We start from the raw sequence: 23300 nt of genomic DNA, 5'->3' as shown, positions 1-23300 counted from the left end.
TCGCGGTGCCGCTGTAGGTCAGCTGGACGGTGACGTCGGTGGTCGGGGTCTGGCTCAGGGTCACGGTGAAGGTGCCGGTCTGCCCCTCAACAATTGAGTCGGGGCCAGTAATACTAACCTCAGTATTTTGAGGAGTAGGATCGGTGGCAGGATCTTCATCGACAATATTCGTAGTAATACTGCCATCAGTGCCGGAAGCACCCACAGTATTAAAACCACCGCCGGTGACGGTGCCGATACTGATGGTCAGGTCTTCGCTGCCTTCGGCCAGGTTGTCATCGATCGTAGTCAGATCAAATGTCGCGGAGTTAGAGCCGGCTGGAATAGTGACAGAGGTCACCGCTGTGTAGTCAGAACCATCTGTCGCAGTACCGGAATAAGTCAGCTGAACCACGACATCAGTGGTTGGCGTTTGATCCAGCGTCAGGGTGAAGGTGCCAGTGCTACCCTCGGCAATATTGTCTGGACCGGAAATGGATACCAGCGCATCAACAGGGTCTGCTGCTGCAACGACAACAGGATCAGCCGCTGTTACCTGAGTAGTATCATCAGTGGTGGCCGCTGCCGGTCCAGTGGTATCAAAGCCTGCTTCAGGAGTGGACTCAAGACCAAGGCGGTCAATGGTCACAACAGTGAAACCACCGCCGTCAGTGCCTGGGGCTCCAGCAGCTGGTGCACCACCTGCGGCAGTAGCTTCAAGAACCTGGGTAGGGTCAACACCCGCCAGGATCGCCTGCTGGATTGCATCAATGGAGGACATGTTATCAGCGCCCGGAGCCGCGGCTGTCTGAGCCATGCTTGCCTGACTACCGTCATCAATCATGTCACCTGCAACCATTGGCTGCCCATCGGCAGGAATCACGGTGCTATCCAGCAGGGCGGCATCACTCTCGCCCAAAGCCATCTGGGAACCGTTGTTGAAGCTGATAACAACTGTCGCCCCAGGACCGGTCTGAACCATATCATTCATGTTGATGATATCGCCCATAGCGAGTGTTTTAACTTCACCTTCAGGAGTTCTGACGGTGACTTGACCCATAACTGCTGTAACGCGACCGATTTCAGTTGCCATGATGCGCTCCTCCACTGAGAGTTCGTTTGGCTTACTGCACAATAAAGCGCAGGGCAAAAAACTACTCAAGGTACTTAAGTACCAAGCTCATCAAAAAGACCGATCAAAGTACGCCAGCTTTTTCGAGTCAGACAAAAACCAAAAAGCCCCGGTAGTTACCAGGGCTTTTTCAAGAGAAGGAATTGCTCTGTCAGAACCGCCTTAGCGAATGACCTGATAGCAGGGTGTGTACTCATCCGCATTGATTTTCATACGCTTTTGACCAACGAAGGATTGCAGAAGCTCATCCAGCTCGGCCATCAGCGCACTGTCTCCACTGATTTTGTAGGGGCCGTGCTGCTTGATGGCCTGAATACCGTTGGCCTTTACGTTACCAGCAACGATGCCTGACATTGCCCGGCGAAGATTAGCCGCCAACTGCCAGGATTCCTGATCTCGATGCAGGTTCAAGGCTGCCATATTTTCATGACTGGGTTCGAAGGGCTGCTGGAACTGCTCATCAATGTGCAACGCCCAGTTAAAATGATAGGCATCACTACATTGCTTGCGGAACTCTGTAACCCTGGACATCCCCTCTTTCATAACGCGCGCGGCTTCAGCCGGATCATCCACAATAATCTGATAGCGAGAACGGGCCTTTTCTCCCAGCGTAGAGGCAATGAACGCGTCAATCTGCTCAAAATAGGCGGCAGCAGATCGTGGGCCGGTAAACACCAACGGGAAAGGAACGTCTTCATTCTTCGGATGCAGCAGAATTCCCAACAAATAAAGAATTTCTTCTGCGGTACCCACTCCTCCGGGGAAAACAACGATACCATGCCCAAGGCGCACGAAAGCTTCCAGGCGCTTTTCGATATCAGGCATGATGATCAGTTCGTTAACTATCGGGTTTGGCGACTCAGCCGCGATAATGCCGGGCTCAGAAATGCCAATATAACGACCATCAACAACACGCTGCTTGGCATGGGCCAGATTTGCGCCCTTCATTGGCCCTTTCATTGCACCCGGCCCGCAGCCAGTGCAAATATTCAGACGGCGAAGACCTAATTCATAACCGACACGTTTGGTGTAGTTATATTCCTCTTTCCCGATAGAGTGACCACCCCAGCACACAACAATGTTGGGTTTCACCCGTGGATGGAACGCATTCGCGTGGCGAAGCATCTGAAAGACAGCATTGGAAATGCCTTCAGAATCCGACACATCCAGACTGCCGCCAGGCAGCATCTGCCCGTGGGTATAGACGATGTCACGCAGTACCGCGAAGAGGTTGTCACGAATACCGACAATCATTTCGCCATCCACAAAGGCATGAGCAGGCGCGTTGTCAATTTCCAGTTTCAAGCCGCGATATTTCTGCACCACATGAATATCAAAATCCGAGTAGCGCTTAAGCACCTCTTCGGCATCATCCAGATCACTGCCGCAATTCAGTACTGCCAGGCTGCATAGACGAAAAATCCGGTGGATACCACCATCACTAAGATCCTGCAAACGCTGGACTTCAGCCAGCGATAACACATCCATGTTTCCCTCAGGCGTGATGATCGCTTTGGCTACTTTGCCGTATTGGCTATTTTCATTGCGAGTCGCTGAGTTCATAAAACCCCCTTGGTACAAATGTGGGCATGCAGCCCACCCTTAGGCTCATTAATGCGCTTCCGGTATTAAAAAGACAAGAAAAATCAGCGCTTTAAGCAGGCACCGCGCAACACTAAGCCAATAAAAAAGGCGCATAAGCGCCTTTGATAAACTGAACAATTGGACTACTGGGGCAGTCTTCGTTCTGAGTTTTGCAGGTTACCAATAATATCGCCGTGGTTATAGCGCGTGCTTTGCTGAATGAAGAGATGTGTCAACGCCACAACACCAATGATCGGCACGAACAGGTTCACAAAGGGTAAAAAACTCAATAAATAGCTTAGAAAGGTAAACCAGAAAAGTGGCATGTTTGACCAACGATTGATGGCCGTAAAGGTAGGTGCATCCAGGGTATTTTCACCGACATCCAATGCCAGAAGTGAACGAAAATAGGCATAAAACAACGCTTTGAACCAGACCAGGTTTATCAGCGGAACAAAGAGCAAGGGTGAGGACACCAGGAGAGCAGCCAAAAGCAAAAAGCTCTTCCAGAGCACCGTCAGGATTGAGCCAAAAAGATTACCGTGCCCTTTCAGGGGAAGATGAGCGTAATGCTTGCCATGGATGTGCTTGACGATACTGGGTGTCAGGAATGCAGTAATAAAGAGCGCAACAAGCACCATGCCCTCACCCAGTACAAAGATCCCCAGGAAAGAAGCCACAATGCCAATCAGCCCCTTCACCATGAAAGCCAATACCACACCAATCAGCGGAATACTGTCCAGCCAGGCCTGAGCCTGTGTATTTACCTGATCAATTCCGGTTGACTGCCCATCAAAAGCACCACTCCCCCAACCGAATAACAGCACTCCAGCCCAAACGACAGCGCAAATACTAAAGAGGAATCCAATCAAAAATGGCAGCAATGCACGCTTGAGAATCGCAACAGACAAAAGATCGCTGATGATACGGTCGATAAGACCCGAGGGTGCCGGGTTGGCATTCCATGACATGTTAAACCCATCCTTTACTATCAATACTCAAAGTACAGACGCTTTCCCTTACGCCTTAGCACTTCAAACCGAAATATCTTTCCAAGCCTGCCCAGCTGCAGGGGGCGGGCGATTATTATTTCTTAGAAACTCGAGACTCAGCCAGAATTTCATTAACCCAGTCAGGCACAATAACGCTGGCTGGGCCATAGCGACCATCATCGAAATAATGCTGGTTGTTACTAGGCTCAAGGTTCAGTTCAAGAGTTTTCGCACCACAGTGCTTTGCTTCCTGGACAAACCCCGCTGCAGGATAGACATGTCCTGAGGTGCCGATGGACACAAACAAGTCCGCTTCGGCAAGCGCCTGATAGATCTCGTCCATATGCATTGGCATTTCACCAAACCAGACAATGTCTGGCCGCAGCGTTCCCGCCAGCGAGCAACATGGGCATAACTCTGAACTGTCCAGTGATGTCTCCCGCGCAAAAATATGGCCACTTTTTGTGCAGCGCACCTTAAGCAGCTCACCATGCATATGTAAAACCGGGTCACTGCCCGCACGCTCGTGAAGGTTATCAATATTCTGGGTAACGAGAGTGAGATGGATATCCGCAGCTGCCGCCAATTGAGCTAAAGATTGGTGCGCTGCATTAGGATGAATATCAGGACGTTGAAGATGAGCCCGTCTGGCATTATAGAACTCTTGAACACGGGATGGATCCTCCTGAAATCCCTCAGGAGTGGCCACTTTTTCCACAGGCTCATTTTCCCAGAGACCATCGCTGGCCCGGAAAGTGGGTATACCGGATTCAGCAGAGATTCCGGCCCCGGTGAGAATAACTATGCGCTGCAAGGTTGCCACCATTGCTGAAATTTATGTGGAGATAATACCAAGGACTCAGTGTCCAAGCTGCCGGGATTCATCTATAATGCAGCGCATCAAAAAAATCCCTGCGGAAAACCAGAGCCGCAACTCAGTTTGCTGAATGTTCCTGATTTTCCAGGATATACGCCCGCACCATGAGTGTGAGCTGGAGGACCTCACTATCCGCGAGGTTGTTCACTCTGACCACCAAAAAGTGTAACGATTATGCCTGATAAAATGTTTGACGTCCTCATCATCGGCGGCGGTGTTTCTGGCACTGCGCTTCTGTATGAGTTGGCCAAGTACACTGACCTTACCAACCTGGGCCTGGTTGAGAAATATGACACCATTGCGCGTGTTAACTCTCATGCTCACAACAACAGCCAGACGATTCACTGCGGTGACATCGAAACCAACTACACGGTTGAGAAGGCAACTCAGGTCAAACGTACTGCAGACATGATCGTTCACTACGCTACTCGCCTGCCGGCTGAAGAGCGTGACAAAATCATCTTCAAAATGCCGAAGATGGTTCTGGGTGTTGGCAAGCAGGAATGCGACTACATTCGTGATCGCTACACTCGCTTCAAAGAGCTATTCCCGAAAATGGAACTGCTCGAAAAAGAAGATATCGCCAAGATTGAGCCCAATGTTGCCATGATCAATGGCGAGCTTCGTCCTGATGAAATCGTCGCAACCGGTACCGTTGATGCATACTCCGCAGCGGATTATCAGGCACTGGCGCACTCCTTCGCGACTGAAGTCAAAAAGATTGAAGGCAAAAACGTCGACATCATGCTTTCCACCGAAGTTGAAGGTATTGAGAAAGTCGGTGACAACCATGTTGTTAGAACCAACAAAGGCAACTTCGAAGCGCGCTTTGTGGTGGTGTGCGCCGGTGGTCATTCCCTATTGTTCGCGCAGAACATGGGCTATGGACTGGAATTTTCTTGCCTGCCAATGGCCGGATCTTTCTACTTCGCCCCTCAGGCGCTAAACGGTAAAGTTTATACTGTGCAGAACCCGCACCTGCCCTTCGCTGCTGTTCATGGTGATAACGATGTAAAAGCGATGGGTAAAACTCGCTTTGGGCCTACAGCGCTTATCCTGCCGATGCTGGAGCGCTACTGCGCCTCCTCTTTCTGGGACTTCCTGAAGGTACTGCGTCTGGACAGCAATGTTGTGAAGGTGTTCTGGGATCTGTTCAAGGTTCGCGATATTCGCAACTACATTTTCCGTAACTTCCTGTTTGAAGTACCTTTTATTAATCGTCGCCTGTTCCTGAAGGACATCAAGAAAATCGTTCCTTCACTGACCGTGGATGATCTTAGCTACGCTAAAGGTTTTGGCGGGGTTCGTCCTCAGCTGATCGACAAGAAGAGCCAGAAGCTGATGATGGGTGAAGCCAAGATCAACCCAGGCACAGGCATTGTATTCAACATGACGCCCTCGCCCGGCGCGACCAGCTGCCTGGGTAACGCAGAGCGCGATATGCGCATCATTGCTGAATACCTGGGCTGCAGCGTTGACGAGGAAGCATTCAGCCGCGATCTGCTGACACCTATTGAAGAACTCGAAGCTCAGACTCAGCCTGAAGCGGTTTAATCTCAGTTTTCAAGCCTTCAAAAAAAAGCCGCTCCAATGAGCGGCTTTTTTTATTAGCCCAATTGCCGTCTCAGGCACACCCGATAACACTATGACGACCCCAATAAAAAAGCCTGGCCATCAAAATGGCCAGGCCTCTCAAGCCTAAAAAATGACTCAGGCGTTTTTGTAAACCAACGGAGCCCGCCCGGTCAGCCTAGTCACCAGCTCATAGGGAATGGCATCGCAGAAACCTGAAACTTCTTCAACGCGCAATGAATCCTCACCCCATAGCACTACCTCCGAGTAGATACCGGCTTGAGGCACAGGCGTCAGATCCACCATCAGCATATCCATGGACACACGCCCAATCAGGCGAGTCTTCACTCCATCAACAATGACAGGAGTACCATCCAGCGCTTGGCGCGGATAGCCGTCACCATAACCCATGGCGACAACACCCACTCGAGTCACCTCACCCGAGGTCCTAAAACGTCCACCATAGCCCACTGGTTCACCCGCAGGCAGCTCACGAACAGCAATAATTTCAGAGACCATGCGCATCGCAGGTTTTAATTGGTCACCAAGCTCATGACCCGGTGCAAAGGGAGATATTCCATACAGCATTAGCCCTGGTCGCAACCAATCACCATGAGCCATAGGCCAATACAAGGTGGCAGGTGAGTTAGAAGCACTCACAGGTCCAGGCAATGCAGAACAGACCTCATCAAAACGCTGCCATTGGCGCTCGGTGTAACCTCGGGCAGGCTCATCAGCACAGGCGAAATGTGTCATTTTTCCCAGCTGGGCAATACCTGGACTCCCCTGAAGCTGAGCAAAAGCTGAAGCATAAACTTCAGGCGCGAACCCCAGCCGATGCATGCCTGAATCCATCTTGAGCCACACATCTACAGGCTTTTTAAAACTGTGACGTTTAAAGGCTTCAATCTGGTAATCCGAGTGGATCGCAGTACTTAAGCGAAGCTCATCAATCAGCACTAGTTCATCATTATGAAAAAAGCCTTCCAGCAGCCAGATGGGCTTCACCACACCACTTTGGCGCAGCTCAATTGCCTCTTCAATACAGGCGACGCCAAAGGCATCAGCTTCCTGGCCGAGAGCCTCGGCTACACGCGTAGCACCATGACCATAAGCATTGGCCTTAATCACAGCCACCGCTCGCCCACCGGGCAACTGAGCTTTGGCCAAAGCATAGTTATGACGAATCGCCTGAAGGTCGATTTCGGCACGCAAAGCGCGCATGGGAATTCTCCGAAGGTAAAACACCGGAAGGCAGGACGCCTTCCGGTTGATAGGGTCTTAAAGGGACATGATGCCTTCAACTTCGACATCTACACCTTTGGGCAGCTCTTTCACACCAATCGCGGCACGCGCGGGGAAAGGTGCACTGAAGTAACGCTGCATAATTTCATTCACTGAACCAAAGTTAGCCAGGTCAGTCAGGAAGATATTGATCTTCACAAAATCTGCCATGGTGCCACCGGCAGCTTCAGCAACAGCTTTCAGGTTTTCAAATACCTGTACAGCCTGAGCTTCAAAGCTGGAGGTCACCACTTCCATGGTTTTAGGGTCCAGAGGGATCTGACCAGAAAGGAAAACCATGTTGCCCACTTTAACTGCCTGAGAATAAGGGCCGATTGCTGCAGGTGCATTTTCAGTGGAGATGATGCTTTTGTTGCTCATAAGACTTCCTGTAAGTTCGAATGGGTGAGCAGCCTTGCCACTCACCGGCTTAAAGACAAGTTAAGCGTAGCGGCTGCTGTCCAGACCTTCCGCAGGAATTTCGGTTTTCACGCCGCTGACGATATCCGCCAACAACTTGCCCGAGCCACAGGACATTGTCCACCCCAGGGTACCGTGGCCACCGTTGATATAGAGGTTGCCGAAAGTAGTCTTGCCAATAACGGGCGTGCCGTCCGGGGTCATTGGACGAAGCCCTGTCCAGAACTCGGCCTTATCCACATCCCCACCCTGTGGGAAGACATCTTTTACGACCATCGCGATCGTTTCTCGGCGCGGCTCACGCAGCGTCAGGTTATAGCCGGAAAGCTCCGCAGTTCCAGCCACACGAATACGGTCCTCAAAGCGGGTAATCGCCACTTTGTAGGTTTCATCCATAACTGTAGAAACAGGCGCAGCAGCTTCATTAGTGATAGGCACCGTGAGGGAATAGCCCTTGACCGGGTAAATAGGCAGATCAATACCCAGCGGTGCAAGCAGGAATGGCGTATAGCTGCCTAGAGCAACTACGTAGACATCCGCCTGATATTCACCTGCCGCAGTTTTGACTCCCGTTACCTTGTCACCGCTGAACTGAATCTTCTGAATCTCCTGATTAAACAGAAACTTAACACCCAGTTCTTCCGCCATTGCAGCGAGCTTGGTACAGAAGTCAAAACAGTCACCGGTTTCATCCATCGGCAAGCGAAGGCCACCAACGAACTTCTCTTTAACCAGCTCCAGCGCCGGTTCTGCCTCGATACACGCATTCATATCAAGCACTTCGTAAGGCACATTACAGCGATCAAGTACCGCGATATCCTGCGCAGAGGCTTTCACCTGCTTGTCCGTGCGGAAAAGCTGCAGCGTGCCCTTTTGACGATCGTTGTATTGAATACCAGTGTCTTTACGCAGTTGAATAAAGCACTCTCGACTGTACTCAGCCAGACGCATCATGCGTTCTTTGTTGACCGCATAGTCGTTTTCATTACAGTTGGAGAGCATCTGCAGCATCCACTTCCACATGGTCGTGTCGATTTGCGGATGCAGTTTGAAAGGCGCGTGACGCTGGGTGAGCCATTTCATGGCCTTGGTCGGAATACCAGGTGCAGCCCAGGGCGATGAGTAGCCAAATGACAGTTGCCCTGCATTGGCGTAGCTGGTTTCGAGGGCAGCAGCAGGCTGACGATCAATGACAGTAACGTCATGACCTGCCCTTGCAAGATAGTAGGCATGCGTAACGCCGATAATTCCGCTACCAAGAACAAGGACTTTCATGAATGGCTCCAGAAGGTTGGGGCGAGGAACGAAATGTCGAGCTGAAGCGTTCTCTACAGACTCGATACTGCCCTGTCGTAACGGTGATTAAAGCGTTCGCACCAGGACATTTCTTGCATAAACAATTCGCCTAGTATATCTATAATCAGCGAAATTTTTTTCCGATTTTTCGCTAATAAAACATAACAATCCGCTTATTTATTACAAAAAAACAGAAAAAAGATCCCGCTAATGACTCCCAAATCCAATGAACGAAAGCTGGACCGCATAGATCGTCATATCTTGCGCGCTCTGCAAGAAGATGCACGCCTTTCCTATGTGGAACTGGCCAATAAGGTGGGGCTGTCGACAACCCCCTGTATGGAGCGGGTCAAGAAGCTGGAGCGGGATGGCATCATCCTCGGCTACCATGCCCGGCTTAATCCTGAGCATCTTGATGCCAGCCTGCTGGTCTTTGTCGAAATCAGCGTAACCTACAACTCCCCCAATGTTTTTGAAGATTTCCGCCGCGAGATCATGGGCCTGCCTCATGTGATGGAGTGCCACCTTGTGTCTGGTAACTTTGATTACCTGGTGAAAGCACGCATCAGCGAGATGTCTTCCTACCGCGGCCTCTTGGGCGAGATTCTGCAGCGCCTGCCCGGTGTGAACCACACTCGAAGCTATGTGGTTATGGAGGAGGTAAAGGAAAGTACTGCACTCCATGTGCCAGATACACGTCGGTAGCACACCTCGGGAGAGGAAAGTTCAAGAGACTTTCTTTCTCCCTTTCTCCCTTTCTCCCTTTCTCCCTTTCTCCCTTTCTCCCTTTCTCTCTGATTGCTCTGTCTGCGCTCCCTTAAAGCAGAATATGGCACGGAATTCTCAAGAACATGGCTTGATAAGACGGGACTCGACTCGCTTATTGTTTAAAGCGCCCGCCTTAACCCTCCTCTCAGGTAATCCTCCTCTCCAGCCGACGGCTTTTTCTTCAAACTGGTTCCTCAGTAACACTTTAATGAGCCAATAAAGTGCAAAGTCTTTTTTTGCCCCTTGATAAGGCAATCTTCACAGACCAAGTAGGTGTAACGATAACGTTTCTTGAGTGTTTTTCATTTAACGCCAGCGCCCGCCATGACGGACTCTACACAGGACGCCATGGTTTCTGTGAACGATGCCAAAAAGGGAACTTGGCTGAGAATTTGCTCTCAAATCATTTGAGATGCGGTGCGAAAGCGCCTATAGATGAAATAGACGACCAGCGATACATCATGGTCCCCGAGGCAATCAAGCGCGTCACAAGCGAGGTGACTAATGCTGTTGATCAGAGCCGGCTTATTAAGGGGGTAAAGTCTCGTCCTGATCATAGTCCTTCACATACGATCCAAGCGCTAACGCCTGTTAATTGGTTTGTCAGACCGGCTGGTTTCTCTACAGCCTGCTGACCGGAACAGCTTCGAGCGAAGGTAAGGTGATGGTTATGAGTATCTTTAATAGTTACAAACAGCGTTACGATGCTACCCGTCAGGAGGAATTGAGCCTTCAGGAATATCTGGAGCTCTGTAAATCGGATCCCTCTGTGTATGCCACCGCAGCAGAACGCATGCTGATGGCAATCGGTGAGCCCGAGCAGATTGACACCTCACGTGACCCGCGCCTGTCACGAATCTTTTCCAACAAGCTGATTAAGCGATATCCGGCCTTCCATGAGTTTTACGGTATGGAAGAGGCCATCGAGCAACTGGTGTCCTACTTCAAGCATGCCGCCCAGGGCCTGGAGGAACGCAAGCAGATCCTTTACCTGCTAGGTCCGGTGGGTGGTGGTAAATCCTCTCTGGCAGAGCGTTTGAAACAGCTCATGGAGCATGTATCGCTTTATGCCATCAAGGGCTCGCCGGTATTTGAGTCCCCACTGAATCTTTTCAATCCTGCGGAAGACGCTGCCATTCTTGAAGAAGAGTTCGGCATTCCTCGGCGTTACCTGAATGGCGTGATGTCCCCTTGGGCGATCAAGCGCCTGAACGAGTTCGGGGGGGATATTGAGCAGTTTCGCGTAGTGAAGCTCTACCCTTCCCGCCTGAACCAGATTGCCATTGCCAAGACTGAACCTGGCGATGAGAACAACCAGGATATTTCCAGTCTGGTCGGTAAGGTTGATATTCGAAAACTCGAAGACTTCTCCCAAAGTGATCCTGACGCCTACAGCTATTCAGGGGCATTGAACCGCGCCAACCAGGGTCTCATGGAGTTCGTGGAGATGTTTAAAGCGCCTATTAAGGTGCTCCACCCATTACTGACCGCCACTCAGGAAGGTAACTATAACGGTACCGAAGCCATTGGTAGCCTGCCCTTTAGCGGTATTATTCTGGCTCACTCCAACGAGTCCGAATGGCAGACTTTCCGCAATAATAAAACTAACGAGGCCTTCCTTGACCGTATCTACATCGTCAAGGTGCCTTACTGCACACGCTTGTCAGAAGAGATCAACATCTACAAAAAACTCATCGAACACAGTTCGTTGAAAGAAGCGCCCTGCGCCCCTGACACACTGAAAATGATGGCGCAGTTCAGTGTTCTGTCACGTATGAAAGAGCCAGAAAACTCCAGCGTTTTCTCGAAAATGCGTATTTATGACGGTGAAAACCTGAAAGATACCGACCCACGCGCCAAGTCCTTGCAGGAATATAAAGACATGGCAGGTGTTGATGAAGCGATGGACGGCCTGTCCACACGCTTTGCCTTCAAGATTCTCTCTCGTGTCTTCAACTTCGACCCGACCGAAGTTGCTGCGAACCCGGTTCACCTCCTGTATGTGCTGGAGCAGGAAATTGAGCGCCAGCAATTCCCTGAGGAAACTCAGGAACGTTACCTGCGCTTCATCAAGGAATATCTGGCGCCTAAGTACGTCGAGTTTCTGGGTAAAGAAATCCAGACCGCCTACCTTGAGTCCTACTCAGAGTACGGACAAAACATTTTTGACCGATACGTCACCTATGCGGACTTCTGGATCCAGGATCAGGAGTACCGTGACCCTGAAACCGGTGACATTCTTGATCGTCAGGCCATCAACGAAGAACTGGAGAAGATCGAAAAACCTGCGGGCATTTCCAACCCGAAAGACTTCCGTAACGAGATTGTGAATTTTGTGCTTCGTGCACGAGCCAATCACAACGGCCATAACCCCAGCTGGTCGAGCTACGAGAAACTTCGCAATGTGATTGAGAAGAAAATGTTCTCCAACACCGAAGACTTGTTGCCGGTCATTTCCTTCAACGCCAAGGCTTCCTCAGAAGACCAGAAAAAACACAACGAGTTTGTGCGCCGTCTGGTAGAGCGAGGTTATACCGAGAAGCAGGTTCGTCTGCTTTGCGAGTGGTACATCCGCGTGCGCAAATCGCAGTAAGCCTGCGCCGGTAGCCGACGCAGTGGCAACTCGTCGGCTGCCTTCACCCTGAAACTGTATTCACGGGGAATACAGCAACACCATGCTCTGGCATGGAGGGACGGATATGACCTATATCATCGACCGGCGCTTGCACGGCAAGAACAAAAGCACGGTTAACCGCCAGCGCTTTCTTGAGCGCTATCGCAAGCACATCAAAGAAGCGGTGTCTGACGCGATTAACTCACGTTCCATTACCGACGTCAGTAATGGCTCAGACATCACAATCCCTCGCCGGGATATTTCGGAACCCAATTTTCACCATGGCCAGGGTGGACTGGACACGCGAACACTTCCCGGTAATAAGGAATTCGTCACAGGGGATGAAATTCAACGCCCCAATGGTGGAGGCGGTGGTGGCGCGGGTCAGGGTAAAGCCAGCAATAGCGGTGAAGGGATGGATGAGTTCACCTTTCACATCAACCGTGATGAGTTTCTGGAGTTCATTTTTGAAGATCTCGAGTTACCCAATCTGGTAAAGAAGCACCTCAAGGATACCCAGGCTTTTGAGCGTCGTCTGGCTGGTTTTACCTCTCATGGCACGCCGGAAAAACTTCATGTTGTACGCACGCTACGCTCTGCCTACTCCCGTCGCATCGCGCTTACAGGTAGTGACCGTCGCCAGTTAAGAGAGCTTCAGCAGGCTCGCGAACAGATACTGAACGAACCGCCTATTTCTGATGATATGCGACTCCGTTTAAAGGAACTGGATGAAGAAATTGAGACGCTCAAAGCACGCATAAAACGGCTGCCTTTTCTGGATGATATCGATCTTCGCTACCGGAATATGGTCAAGACGCCGCTACCGTCGAGTAAGGCTGTCATGTTCTGCATCATGGACGTTTCAGGCTCCATGACCCGAGAAACCAAGGACATCGCCAAACGTTTCTTTATGCTGCTGTTTCTCTTCTTGGAGAGAAACTACAAGTCCGTAGAAGTGGTCTTTATTCGCCATCATACCCGCGCGAAAGAAGTCGATGAGGAGGAGTTCTTTTACTCTCGGGAAACGGGCGGGACGATTGTTTCCAGTGCGTTGGAGCTGTCCCGTGACATTCTTAAGTCACGCTACTCCCCCTCTGAGTGGAATATCTACATGGCTCAGGCCTCGGATGGGGATAACTGGGATGGCGACTCGGCTTCCTGTCGCAAACTCATCACCGAGTCTCTGCTGCCATTGGTTCAGTACTACGCCTATGTAGAGATCACGACTAATCCGCACCAGAATCTTTGGCATGAGTATGAGCAGATTCTGGATGAACACCCGGACAGCTTTGCCATGCAGCGCATCGAGTCTCCATCTGATATTTATCCGGTCTTCCGCGAACTGTTTAAGAGGAAGGTAACATGACAACCCCTCGCCGTAAGAAACCGATCTCGACGCAGTCAGAATGGACCTTTGATCTGATTCAGGCCTACGACAAGGAAATTGCCCGGATTGCGAAAGACTTCAAGCTGGACACTTACCCCAACCAGATTGAAATCATCACCTCTGAGCAAATGATGGATGCCTATTCTTCCATCGGCATGCCGCTAAACTACAACCACTGGTCCTTTGGTAAGCAGTTTCTGGATACGGAGCAACGCTATAAGCGTGGCCAGATGGGGCTTGCCTACGAGATTGTAATTAACTCCAATCCCTGCATCTCGTATCTGATGGAAGAAAATACCCTGATGATGCAGATTCTGGTGATTGCCCATGCCTGCTATGGGCATAACTCTTTCTTCAAGGGCAATTATCTTTTCCGTACCTGGACAGATGCCTCGGCAATTATCGACTATCTGGTATTTGCCAAGCGCTACATCAGCCAGTGTGAGGAGCGTCACGGCACTAAAGCGGTTGAGGAAATGCTCGACTCCTGCCATGCCCTGATGAACTATGGCGTTAACCGCTATGTGCGCCCTCGTCCGATTTCTGCAGAAGAAGAGAAACAGCGTCAGTATGAACGCGCTGAATACATTCAGCGCCATTTGAATGACCTGTGGACAACCATTCCCCGCAAGGAAAAAGATGCCGGAAAAGAGGACGAAGCGCCCAAGTTCCCCAGCGAACCAGAGGAAAACATTCTCTACTTCTTCGAGAAGAATGCGCCTTTGCTGGAACCCTGGCAGCGAGAGATTCTGCGCATTGTGCGCAAACTGGGTCAGTATTTTTATCCCCAACGCCAGACTCAGGTAATGAACGAAGGCTGGGCCTCGTTCTGGCATTACACCATCATGAACAGACTTTACGATGAGGGGCTGATTACCGAAGGCTTCCTGATTGAGTTTCTTCAGTCACACACCAATGTGGTGTATCAGCCCAACTACGACAGCCCCTATTTCAGCGGCATTAACCCTTACGCTCTGGGCTTCGCCATCTATTCAGACATCAAGCGCATGTGTGAAAACCCAACCGAAGAAGACAAGCAGTGGTTCCCGGATCTGGCGGGCTCTGACTGGTTGGAAGCGGTTCACTTCGCCATGCATAACTTCAAGGATGAGAGCTTCATCCTGCAATATCTGTCACCGAAAGTGATAAGGGACTTCCACCTTTTTTCAATTCTGGATGATGATCGTTCATCCACACTACGAGTTGATGCTATTCACGATACCGAAGGCTACCGTCAGGTGCGGGAAAATTTGGCCTCACAGTACAACCTGAGCTTCCGTGAACCCAACATTCAGATCTACAACGTCAATATCCGTGGCGATCGCGCCCTGACCCTCCGTCATTACCAGCATAATCGTAAGCCGCTGGGTAAAAGCACAGAAGAGATGCTCAAGCATGTGCATCGTCTTTGGGGCTTTGATGTACACCTTGAAAGCTTGCAGGATGACAAAATTGTTAATACCTTCCACTGCCCAGAACGGGAAACCAGCGAAACCTCGTTGATTTACTGAGAAAAATTACTGCTGCCTTTTTGGTCAAAAAGCCTCAAAGGCAGCTGTAATCTGCCCTCGCAAAGGTTTTCATTCTGTTACTCCCATACATATCCACAGTTTTTTTGGATAAGTTATGCGTCTTCGCCCGTGCGCAGCTCTGGGCGTTGTGTTTTATTCATTCAATTTTGAAGGATCCCATACATGGTGAAAGCACGTGTATGTCTGCTGACAGGACTTCTCTTAGGTGCAGCACCACTTTACGCCGCAACGGCTTATATCTCCGATGTGCAGTTTGTCGCCGTTCGTGCGACAGCCTCAAACAGCTCAGCGGTAGTTGAACGCGGACTGAAAAGTGGAGAGCGGGTTGATGTACTCGATAAGGGAGACGAGTTCACGAAAATCCGTACAGGCAGTGGTAATGAAGGATGGGTACCCAATTATTTTCTCATGGATGACCGGGCCAGCCGCGACCAGATTGAAGCGCTGAAGTCGAAGGTTGAAAACCTTCAGACAGAACGCGACTCCCTGCAAAGCACCCTTGATAGTATTCAGCAGCAACGAGACCAGTTAAAAACCAACCTTGATGAAACCGAGTCCAAGCGCTCTTCCCTGAGCAAGCAATTGGGTTCACTGGATGCCCAGATGCGTGAGGTTGCGCAATGGAAATCCGAAAAACAGTCACTGACGGATCAGGTATCCCAATTACAACAACAGCTGACCAGCACCCAAAGTGACAATCAGCAACTTCGCGCCAACCAGAAATCCAGCTGGTTTATTGCTGGCGGTGGCGTTGCCGGGGCAGGTATCATGGTTGGCATTATTTTCTCCTCGATGCTTCGAGGCAGAAAGAAGAAATCGGATTGGGTGTAATCACCTGACTCACGCAGTGCAGGCAATGTCTATGAGCGCACCATCGACATGCCCGCCGCTGCCATTACCGGAATAAAAAACTCATGAGTAGCCCTCAGGACGTTCATACCCTCCTTCGAGAATTACAAACCACGCTGCAGCAGAATAATCTTTGGAGCACGCTTCCCCCCTCTGAGGAAGCCATGGCCAGTACCGCACCTTTTTGCTGTGATCTGATGCCCTTCGAAAACTGGCTACAGTGGCTGTTTATCCCAAGAATGCAGGCCATTCTTGATGCTCGCGTAACACTACCCAATGAATGTGCTATCCAGCCCATGGCTGAGGTGGCCTTCAAAGACTATCGACAGGACACCCGCGCCCTAACGGCACTGATTGGACGTCTTGATCAGAGTATTAATCAGCTGAATTACTGATTCGTCACGGGGAACCCGCATGAAGTTATTTTTGGATTTTTTACCCGTCATCATTTTTTTTGGTGTCTATAAATTCACCGGAGATATCTTCCTGGCGACGGCCGTGCTGATCCCGGCAACCGTGGTGCAGATGGGCTACACCTGGTGGAAAACCCGCAAGATTGAAATCATGCAGGTGACAACGCTGGTACTGGTTGTGCTGCTGGGCGGAGCCACACTCTTTTTCCACAACGACCTCTTTATCAAGTGGAAGCCCACCATTGTTAACTGGCTATTTGCACTGGCCTTTATCCTCGTGCCCCTCTTCACTAAAAAGCCCCTGATCCGACAGTTGCTGAGCGGACAGATGGATCTCCCAGACCCGGTCTGGCAGCGTTTAAACCTCGCCTGGACAGTGTTTTTTATTGCCATGGGTATCGTCAATCTGTTTGTCGCCTATAACTTCAGTCAGGAAATCTGGGTAGACTTCAAACTCTTTGGCATGCTGGGCATGACGATTGTTTTTGTCATCCTGCAAGGGCTTTATTTGGCAAAACACCTTCAGGACAACACAACAGAGCAACGCTAAGACGCTGTTTTAAGCGACTTGGCCTTTTATCCCTGATTCACGGAGGGCATCACATGCTGTATGTCATTATCGCGTCGGATGTAGCCAACAGTCTGGAAAAGCGCATGACCGCACGCCCAGCGCATCTGGAGCGCCTCGAAGCACTGAAAGCCAATAATCAGCTGATTCTCGCAGGCCCGACCCCAGCAATCGACAGTGACAACCCAGGCGAAGCAGGCTTCACCGGCAGTGTTGTGATCGTTGATTTCCCCTCACTTGAAGAAGCCAAAGCCTGGGCTAGCGCGGATCCATATGTCGCGGCTGGCGTTTATGACAATGTTGAAGTCCGTCCCTTTAAGCGAGTGTTCTGATGAAAAAGTTTGTCTCTACCTGCCTGCTTTCCTTCAGCGTACTAGCCGCTGGCGCGGCTAGCGCCGAGACTGTTCGCCTGACGACTAATATGGGTGTTATTGATGTTCAGCTTGCCGATAAGCAGGCTCCGATTAGCACCCAGAACTTCGTGCGTTATGTGAACGAGCACTTTTACGATGGCACCATTTTCCACCGGGTTATCCCTGATTTTATGATTCAGGGTGGCGGCATGACGCAGGACCTGAATAAAAAGGAAAACCACGCCCCCATTAAACTGGAAGCGAATACCGGACTTAAAAACGTTCGGGGCAGTATTGCCATGGCACGAACTAACGACCCGAATAGCGCGACCAGCCAGTTTTTCATTAACCTGAAAGATAACAGCTACCTGGATGGCCAATACGCAGTATTTGGCAAAGTGACTGCAGGCATGAATGTGGTCGACAAAATTGCCGATGTAGACACCGGCAACTCAGGCTTTTTCCAGAACGTTCCGAAAGAGCCAGTCATCATTGAGAAAGCAGAAGTATTGGCGGAATAAAATCCGCTTCCTTCTTTGCGTTACGCTAAAGGGCATGCCACGGCATGCCCTCTTCTATTTCTACAGTACAGGTAAGTGTGATGGCTGATCATTCAGCGCCATTGACTCATGCGAGTTTGCAGTGGGATGAACAGGGACAGCCCGAATCCGGGCTATTTCAGGACGTCTATTTCTCTCGTGAGAATGGTCTGGAGGAAACGCATTATGTATTTCTTGAGCACAATGACCTACCAGAACGCTGGCATAAGATGGCTGATCACGAGCACTTCACCATTGCCGAGACCGGTTTTGGAACCGGGCTAAACTTTCTGTGTGCCTGGAAAAGCTTTCTGGAAACAGCCCCTGAAACTGCACGCCTTCACTTCCTGAGCGTCGAGAAATTTCCTCTCACCCGAAGCGATCTGGAAAAAGCGCTGTCTCTTTGGCCAGAACTGGCTGAGCAGGCCAAAGAGCTCATTCATCAATACCCACCAGCAGTCGGCGGATTCCACCGGCTACGCTTTAATAGCGGCCGTGTACAGCTGACATTGATGCTCGGCGATGTATTAGAGTGCTACCCAGAGCTGGAAGCTCAGGTTGATGCCTGGTTTCTGGATGGATTTTCTCCGGCAACCAACCCTGAAATGTGGACCCAGCCGCTCTTTGACACCCTGGCCTCGCTGAGCCACGAGCAAACGACACTGGCGACATTTACGGCAGCAGGCTTTGTTCGCCGTGGACTCATCGCTTCAGGCTTTGCCATGGAGCGCTGCAAAGGCTATGGCCGCAAGCGAGAAATGATGCAGGGCAAATTCATTGGCACTGCAGCGGCGTCCGCGCCAAAAAGGCAGAGCATCAAGCCACGAAATATTGCCGTCATAGGTGCCGGTATCGCGGGCGCATCGGTAGCTCATGCGCTCGCTGAGCGCGGCCACAACATTCAGGTATTTGATAAGGCATCTTCTGTTGCCGCTGGCGCCAGCGGTAACGCACAGGGCCTGCTTTACCTGAAGCTTCCCAAGCAACCTACGGCGTTAAGCCAGTGGCATATTGCTGGCCAGCTATACTCCGGTCGGCTTCTGCAAACCTTGCTTGCCAATAGCGAGGGAAAGGACTGGGAAATCAAAGGAGCGATTCAGCTACCCGCCAATCAAAAAGATGCAGAGCGCCAACAATCAGGCTCAGCGCATTCACTACCAGACAGCTTTGTCATCGCTAAAGGCGCAGACGAGCTAAGCCAGGTAGCAGCTATTCCAGTACAGGAGCCAGGGCTGTTTTTTCCCTCATCAGGATGGGTTCACCCACCTGCACTCTGTAAAACCCTGCTTGAACACCCAGCGATTTCGCTACGACTGGATACGCCTATTTTCCAACTCCAATCGCAAAAGAGTGGCTGGTCACTACAGATAACTGCTGGAGAGACCTTCCACTTTGATGATGTCATTCTCGCATGCGGACACGAGGTACAGCAGTTACTTCCCGATGAGAAGCTACATACCAATGAAGTGCGCGGCCAAGTGAGCCTGCTGAACGCGGACTCCTTACCTCAGCTTGAGGTGCCCATTAGCCAGCGAGGTTACATAGCCCCCCCTCGTCAGGGTCTATATTGCTTTGGGGCCACTTTTGACCGCGAAGATAACGACAAGAATGTGCGCCACGAAAGCCATGAGGAAAATCTGGCGCATCTGCTGCAGATCTTTCCATCAGGTTGGGAGCCTGCGAAAGAACAAATAGTCGGTGGCAGGGTTAGTTTTCGCTGCACAACGCCTGGACATTTGCCTTATGTGACGGCTCTGAAGAGGCTCGAAGCAGACCGTAACTGTGCACAGAGTAAGGAAATTAATAAAGTAGAGGATAGGTGCAATGAGCCTCATGTTCTTTATCTGACGGTGGGCCACGGCAGTAAGGGTTTGATTACCGCGCCTCTCGCCGGAGAGCTGCTAGCCTGCCAAATCAGCAAAGAACCGCTGCCGCTGCCCAAGGTATTACTTGATGCCGTCAAGGCTCAGCACTGCAAGTAACTGTACAAAAAATGTTCAAGAGAATGTACAGATAGCCGACAACCTGATGAAGTTGAGAGGGATTGCCAATGGTTTTCTACATTCATGATCAGGGCGAGCGAATGGTGACCCCGGTCAGCACAAACTTTCCCCAGCGCGGAGTGAGAGAGATTGCCGCAGCCTCGGGCCAAGTCATCAGCAATGATGAAACACACCAAAATGAAGCCTTTGAAACGACCCTTGAGCAAATAGATCCAGCGGTCCGAAGAAGCGCTGGCGGCACTCGTCGTTCAGCCTTAAAAATTTACGAAGAGCAAAGCCAACCGGAAACAGAACCACAAGAGCTGATGGCAAAGGACATTATGCAGCCCTCCCCCAGAAAAATTATGGTCGACACACCTTGGGAGAATGTTGCGGAGGCTCTTCAGGAAGAAGCCAGCGGCTTATTGATGGTGATGAAAGAGTCAGACAGACTCTTTGGTATTTTAAGTAACCGCTCAATGGGGGACTGGCTGAAGCGAAATGCCGGACAGGATATTTTTACCCAGCCACCGAATGCTCAGCGGCTTTGCAACCAGAAGTTCTACTCCTGTATGCCTAATGCCACAGTGAGAGATCTTTCTTCATTGTTCATCCGTGAGAACCTTAATGCCGTTCCCGTGGTAGATCAGAATAACAAGCTTCGCGGCATAATCACGGCAACAGGGTTAATGCAGGCCCTGCTGAATATGACACACAAAGATAGCTGGGTCTGAGCCTGGTGTTCACGGGATGAGACTCAGTAAAGTTCATCATCCGTGCGCGCATTCCATTCCTCGCGGCTCATCAGGTTGACCTGTTGAGCCATCTCGCTCCAAACAATAACGACCTCACCACGCTTCAAAGCCGCATGAAGTTGCCTGACCTTATCTGCCAGGCTGTATTCCACTTCCCCGTAATCAGTGCCATCCCGGGATGCATATTCCTCCAGAATGGCACTCAGGGTCTCGCTTGATAGCGCATCTGGCGGAATAATCACAGCAAGTCCCTGATGGCTGCGATCCCCTGACCACCCATTTGCCACGCCTTGGGAATATCAGCACGCTGCATCCCACCTATCGCAAAGACAGGCACCACAGCTTCTTTGACCAGCTCGGCAAAGCAGGGCCACCCCATTCCAACCTGACCCGGATGAGTTTGGGTTTCGTTGACAGCACCTGCCACCATAAAAGAAGCCCCTATCGCTTGAGCAGCCATGACTTGCTGGCGATTGTGGACACTCACGCTCACCAAAACATCCTCAAAAACGACAGATAAATCCTTGTCGCTCTTTTGCAGAGCATGGCTACTTAGATGGAGACCGAGATTCTTGGTACCAGCCAGCAAGGCAAAGGCTTCTGGCGTCGTATTCACTTGCCATTGAACAGCAGAATAGTTCGCACTTAACGCTCGAGCAGCCTGAGCCACCTGATCTGATGGCCAGAGAGGCTGACGAATTTGTGCGAGGCGAATACCAGCTTCACCGACAACAGTTTCAGCCCAGCGATAAAGATCTTCGAGAGCTTCGAACTCAGGAGAAACAGCCATCACCGAAGGCAGCTGGAGGGCACGAATGATAGGCACATTTGCGGCTGGGAAAAGCTCAGGCTTCAGCTCCGAAATTGCTTCCCAGGCAATAGGTTGCCCCTCACGCCCCTGCGGCTCACCATCGAAAGAAGAAACCAGCCAAACATCAAGAATGACGGATTTATCCGGATAATGATGTTCGAGACAAATTAACGGGCGAAGAGAAGTCGGCGTAATGCCGACCTCTTCTTGTAACTCACGCGCAAGTGCCAGCTCGCGCGTTTCCCCAGACTCCACCTTACCGCCGGGAAACTCCCATTTCCCGCCCTGATGCTTATCTTCAGGGCGTAAAGCGACCAGTACCTTATCTGCAGCTGCATTAACAATCGCAGCCGCTACCACATGAATACTTTTCATCAGCTACGGTAGTCAGCATTAATGGCAACGTATTCCTTGGTCAGATCCGTTGTCCAGAGAGTTTCGGTAACATCGCCACGAGCCAGATCAACACGAATCTGGAACTCATCCTTACTCATCACTGACTGTCCCTGTTCCTCAGTGTAGGACGCCGCGCGCCCGCCGTTTTCCACAAGACGAACGCTATCCAGCCAGATGCGCAAAGTATCCACATTAAGGTTATCGACTCCGGCATAACCAACAGCCGCCAAAATACGCCCCCAATTGGGATCGCTGGCAGAAATCGCGGTCTTCACCAAGGGTGAGTGCGCAATTGCATATCCCACCTTAAGCGCTTCTTCTGTCGTCGCAGCACCCTCGATCTTGATAGTGACCAACTTGGTTGCACCTTCACCATCGCGAACGATCGCTTGGGCCAGATTAATCAGTAGCTCGTGCAGTGCCGCCTTGAAGGCTTCTGCATCAGCACTACCTTCTTTTATCTCGGCCCCACTCTGGCCGGTGGCAGCCACAATGAGCGAGTCATTGGTCGAGGTATCGCCGTCCACGGTGATGCGGTTAAAGCTACACTCAGCCCCCTCACGGGTCAGTCGCTGCAGAAAACCCTGCTCCACTTTTGCATCAGTCATCACATAGCCAAGCATCGTCGCCATATTAGGACGAATCATGCCTGCGCCTTTGCTGATACCGGTAATGGTCACGGTTTTACCACCCAGCTCCAGCTGAGTGCTATAGCCTTTCGGGCGCGTATCTGTCGTCATGATGCCAAAAGCAGCATTCTCCCAGTTTTCAGGAGAAAGCCTGCTAATAGCAGTTGGAAGAGCCTTGGTAATTTTTTCTAACGGAAGTGGCTCACCAATAACACCGGTCGAGAACGGCATTACCTGATCAGCGTTAACACCTGCAGCTTCTGCAAGCGCTGTACAGCTGGCAACGGCATCTTTCATTCCCTGAAGACCGGTACCCGCATTGGCATTACCGGTATTCACCAGTAGGTAGCGAATCGGGCTTCCTTCTGTCAGACGCTGGCGGCACAAATGAACAGGAGCTGCGCAGAAAGCATTGCGAGTGAAAACGCCAGCAACGCTGGAACCTTCAGCCAGCGAGAACACAACAATATCCCGCCGTCCAGGACGCTTGATGCCAGCTTCTGCGATTCCGATCTCGACACCCTTTACAGGATGCATGACTGCCATCGTTTCAGGACCTACCGCCATA

Annotated in this window: 22 protein-coding genes; 12 read left to right on the top strand and 10 right to left on the bottom strand. The window is 51.0% G+C overall.

Annotated elements, in window-relative coordinates; genetic code table 11:
* From ACKC9G_RS11330 to cobB, 4 genes are all read right to left on the bottom strand, one after another.
* Nucleotides 1–1072, bottom strand: a 1072-nt coding sequence (locus tag ACKC9G_RS11330) for a retention module-containing protein (RefSeq protein WP_411405365.1), incomplete at its 3' end; no start/stop codon positions are given.
* 201 nt (nucleotides 1073–1273) lie between these two features.
* The gene (gene ppnN, locus ACKC9G_RS11325; RefSeq protein ID WP_411405363.1) at nucleotides 1274–2674 is read right to left on the bottom strand and encodes a nucleotide 5'-monophosphate nucleosidase PpnN; all 1401 of its coding nucleotides are present in this window, start codon (nucleotides 2672–2674) and stop codon (nucleotides 1274–1276) included.
* Nucleotides 2675–2838: 164 nt separating this feature from the next.
* Complete coding sequence (locus ACKC9G_RS11320) at nucleotides 2839–3666, bottom strand: EI24 domain-containing protein (protein ID WP_411405361.1); 828 nt, start codon at nucleotides 3664–3666, stop codon at nucleotides 2839–2841.
* A gap of 115 nt (nucleotides 3667–3781) precedes the next feature.
* The gene (gene cobB / locus ACKC9G_RS11315) at nucleotides 3782–4513 is read right to left on the bottom strand and encodes a Sir2 family NAD+-dependent deacetylase (RefSeq protein ID WP_411405359.1); all 732 of its coding nucleotides are present in this window, start codon (nucleotides 4511–4513) and stop codon (nucleotides 3782–3784) included.
* Nucleotides 4514–4738: 225 nt separating this feature from the next.
* Between cobB and ACKC9G_RS11310 the strand changes: the two genes are divergently transcribed.
* The gene (locus ACKC9G_RS11310) at nucleotides 4739–6118 is read left to right on the top strand and encodes an FAD-dependent oxidoreductase (protein WP_411405357.1); all 1380 of its coding nucleotides are present in this window, start codon (nucleotides 4739–4741) and stop codon (nucleotides 6116–6118) included.
* A gap of 156 nt (nucleotides 6119–6274) precedes the next feature.
* On the opposite strand, the gene alr is transcribed toward ACKC9G_RS11310, so the two are convergent.
* Genes alr through ACKC9G_RS11295 form a run of 3 tightly spaced genes read right to left on the bottom strand, consistent with a single transcriptional unit; the run spans nucleotide 6275 to nucleotide 9115 of the window.
* On the bottom strand, nucleotides 6275–7360 hold the full coding sequence (alr, locus tag ACKC9G_RS11305; RefSeq protein ID WP_411405355.1) for an alanine racemase: 1086 nt from the start codon (nucleotides 7358–7360) through the stop codon (nucleotides 6275–6277).
* A gap of 57 nt (nucleotides 7361–7417) precedes the next feature.
* On the bottom strand, nucleotides 7418–7801 hold the full coding sequence (locus ACKC9G_RS11300) for a RidA family protein (RefSeq protein WP_411405353.1): 384 nt from the start codon (nucleotides 7799–7801) through the stop codon (nucleotides 7418–7420).
* 60 nt (nucleotides 7802–7861) lie between these two features.
* A complete protein-coding gene (locus tag ACKC9G_RS11295) occupies nucleotides 7862–9115 on the bottom strand; it encodes a D-amino acid dehydrogenase (RefSeq protein WP_411405351.1) in 1254 nt (417 codons plus the stop codon).
* Between the two features lie 231 nt (nucleotides 9116–9346).
* Here ACKC9G_RS11295 and ACKC9G_RS11290 point away from each other — a divergent pair, with 231 nt between their 5' ends.
* From ACKC9G_RS11290 to ACKC9G_RS11240, 11 genes are all read left to right on the top strand, one after another.
* Nucleotides 9347–9841, top strand: a complete 495-nt coding sequence (locus ACKC9G_RS11290; RefSeq protein ID WP_411405349.1) for an AsnC family transcriptional regulator — start codon at nucleotides 9347–9349, stop codon at nucleotides 9839–9841.
* 733 nt (nucleotides 9842–10574) lie between these two features.
* Complete coding sequence (locus tag ACKC9G_RS11285; RefSeq protein WP_411405347.1) at nucleotides 10575–12497, top strand: PrkA family serine protein kinase; 1923 nt, start codon at nucleotides 10575–10577, stop codon at nucleotides 12495–12497.
* Nucleotides 12498–12603: 106 nt separating this feature from the next.
* Nucleotides 12604–13884 (top strand): YeaH/YhbH family protein, encoded by a 1281-nt coding sequence (locus ACKC9G_RS11280; protein ID WP_411405345.1) that lies wholly within the window; start codon nucleotides 12604–12606, stop codon nucleotides 13882–13884.
* A complete protein-coding gene (locus ACKC9G_RS11275; RefSeq protein ID WP_411405343.1) occupies nucleotides 13881–15416 on the top strand; it encodes a SpoVR family protein in 1536 nt (511 codons plus the stop codon). The genes ACKC9G_RS11280 and ACKC9G_RS11275 overlap by 4 nt, the downstream gene beginning before the upstream one ends.
* 183 nt (nucleotides 15417–15599) lie before the next feature.
* Nucleotides 15600–16268, top strand: a complete 669-nt coding sequence (locus ACKC9G_RS11270) for a TIGR04211 family SH3 domain-containing protein (RefSeq protein ID WP_411405342.1) — start codon at nucleotides 15600–15602, stop codon at nucleotides 16266–16268.
* An 83-nt stretch (nucleotides 16269–16351) separates the two neighbouring features.
* The gene (locus tag ACKC9G_RS11265; RefSeq protein ID WP_411405340.1) at nucleotides 16352–16681 is read left to right on the top strand and encodes a YqcC family protein; all 330 of its coding nucleotides are present in this window, start codon (nucleotides 16352–16354) and stop codon (nucleotides 16679–16681) included.
* A gap of 19 nt (nucleotides 16682–16700) precedes the next feature.
* Entirely contained in the window at nucleotides 16701–17249 is a 549-nt protein-coding gene (locus ACKC9G_RS11260; RefSeq protein ID WP_411405338.1) for a septation protein A, read from the top strand.
* Between the two features lie 53 nt (nucleotides 17250–17302).
* A complete protein-coding gene (locus ACKC9G_RS11255) occupies nucleotides 17303–17599 on the top strand; it encodes a YciI family protein (protein WP_411405336.1) in 297 nt (98 codons plus the stop codon).
* Nucleotides 17599–18141 carry a peptidylprolyl isomerase gene (locus ACKC9G_RS11250; RefSeq protein WP_411405334.1) on the top strand — a complete coding sequence of 181 codons (543 nt, stop codon included), beginning with the start codon at nucleotides 17599–17601 and terminating at the stop codon, nucleotides 18139–18141. Before ACKC9G_RS11255 ends, ACKC9G_RS11250 begins: the two co-directional genes overlap by 1 nt.
* An 80-nt stretch (nucleotides 18142–18221) precedes the next feature.
* On the top strand, nucleotides 18222–20141 hold the full coding sequence (mnmC, locus tag ACKC9G_RS11245; protein ID WP_411405332.1) for a bifunctional tRNA (5-methylaminomethyl-2-thiouridine)(34)-methyltransferase MnmD/FAD-dependent 5-carboxymethylaminomethyl-2-thiouridine(34) oxidoreductase MnmC: 1920 nt from the start codon (nucleotides 18222–18224) through the stop codon (nucleotides 20139–20141).
* Between the two features lie 68 nt (nucleotides 20142–20209).
* Nucleotides 20210–20875, top strand: coding sequence for a CBS domain-containing protein (locus tag ACKC9G_RS11240; RefSeq protein ID WP_411405330.1), 666 nt, complete (start codon nucleotides 20210–20212; stop codon nucleotides 20873–20875).
* 23 nt (nucleotides 20876–20898) lie between these two features.
* Here the strand turns inward: ACKC9G_RS11240 and ACKC9G_RS11235 are convergent, their stop codons facing one another.
* From ACKC9G_RS11235 to argJ, 3 genes are read right to left on the bottom strand one after another with little or no spacing between them, the layout of a single operon-like run.
* A complete protein-coding gene (locus ACKC9G_RS11235; RefSeq protein WP_411405328.1) occupies nucleotides 20899–21138 on the bottom strand; it encodes a YheU family protein in 240 nt (79 codons plus the stop codon).
* Nucleotides 21135–22082, bottom strand: coding sequence for a Nudix family hydrolase (locus ACKC9G_RS11230; protein ID WP_411405326.1), 948 nt, complete (start codon nucleotides 22080–22082; stop codon nucleotides 21135–21137). Before ACKC9G_RS11230 ends, ACKC9G_RS11235 begins: the two co-directional genes overlap by 4 nt.
* Nucleotides 22082–23299, bottom strand: coding sequence for a bifunctional glutamate N-acetyltransferase/amino-acid acetyltransferase ArgJ (gene argJ / locus ACKC9G_RS11225; RefSeq protein WP_411405324.1), 1218 nt, complete (start codon nucleotides 23297–23299; stop codon nucleotides 22082–22084). The genes ACKC9G_RS11230 and argJ overlap by 1 nt, the downstream gene beginning before the upstream one ends.
* Between the last annotated feature and the right edge of the window lies 1 nt (nucleotide 23300).

The organism is Pokkaliibacter sp. CJK22405 (genome assembly GCF_046614695.1).
Lineage (GTDB): Bacteria > Pseudomonadota > Gammaproteobacteria > Pseudomonadales > Balneatricaceae > Pokkaliibacter.
The sequence above is the reverse complement of the archived record's forward strand: the minus strand, read 5'-3'. Positions and strand labels throughout refer to the sequence as shown.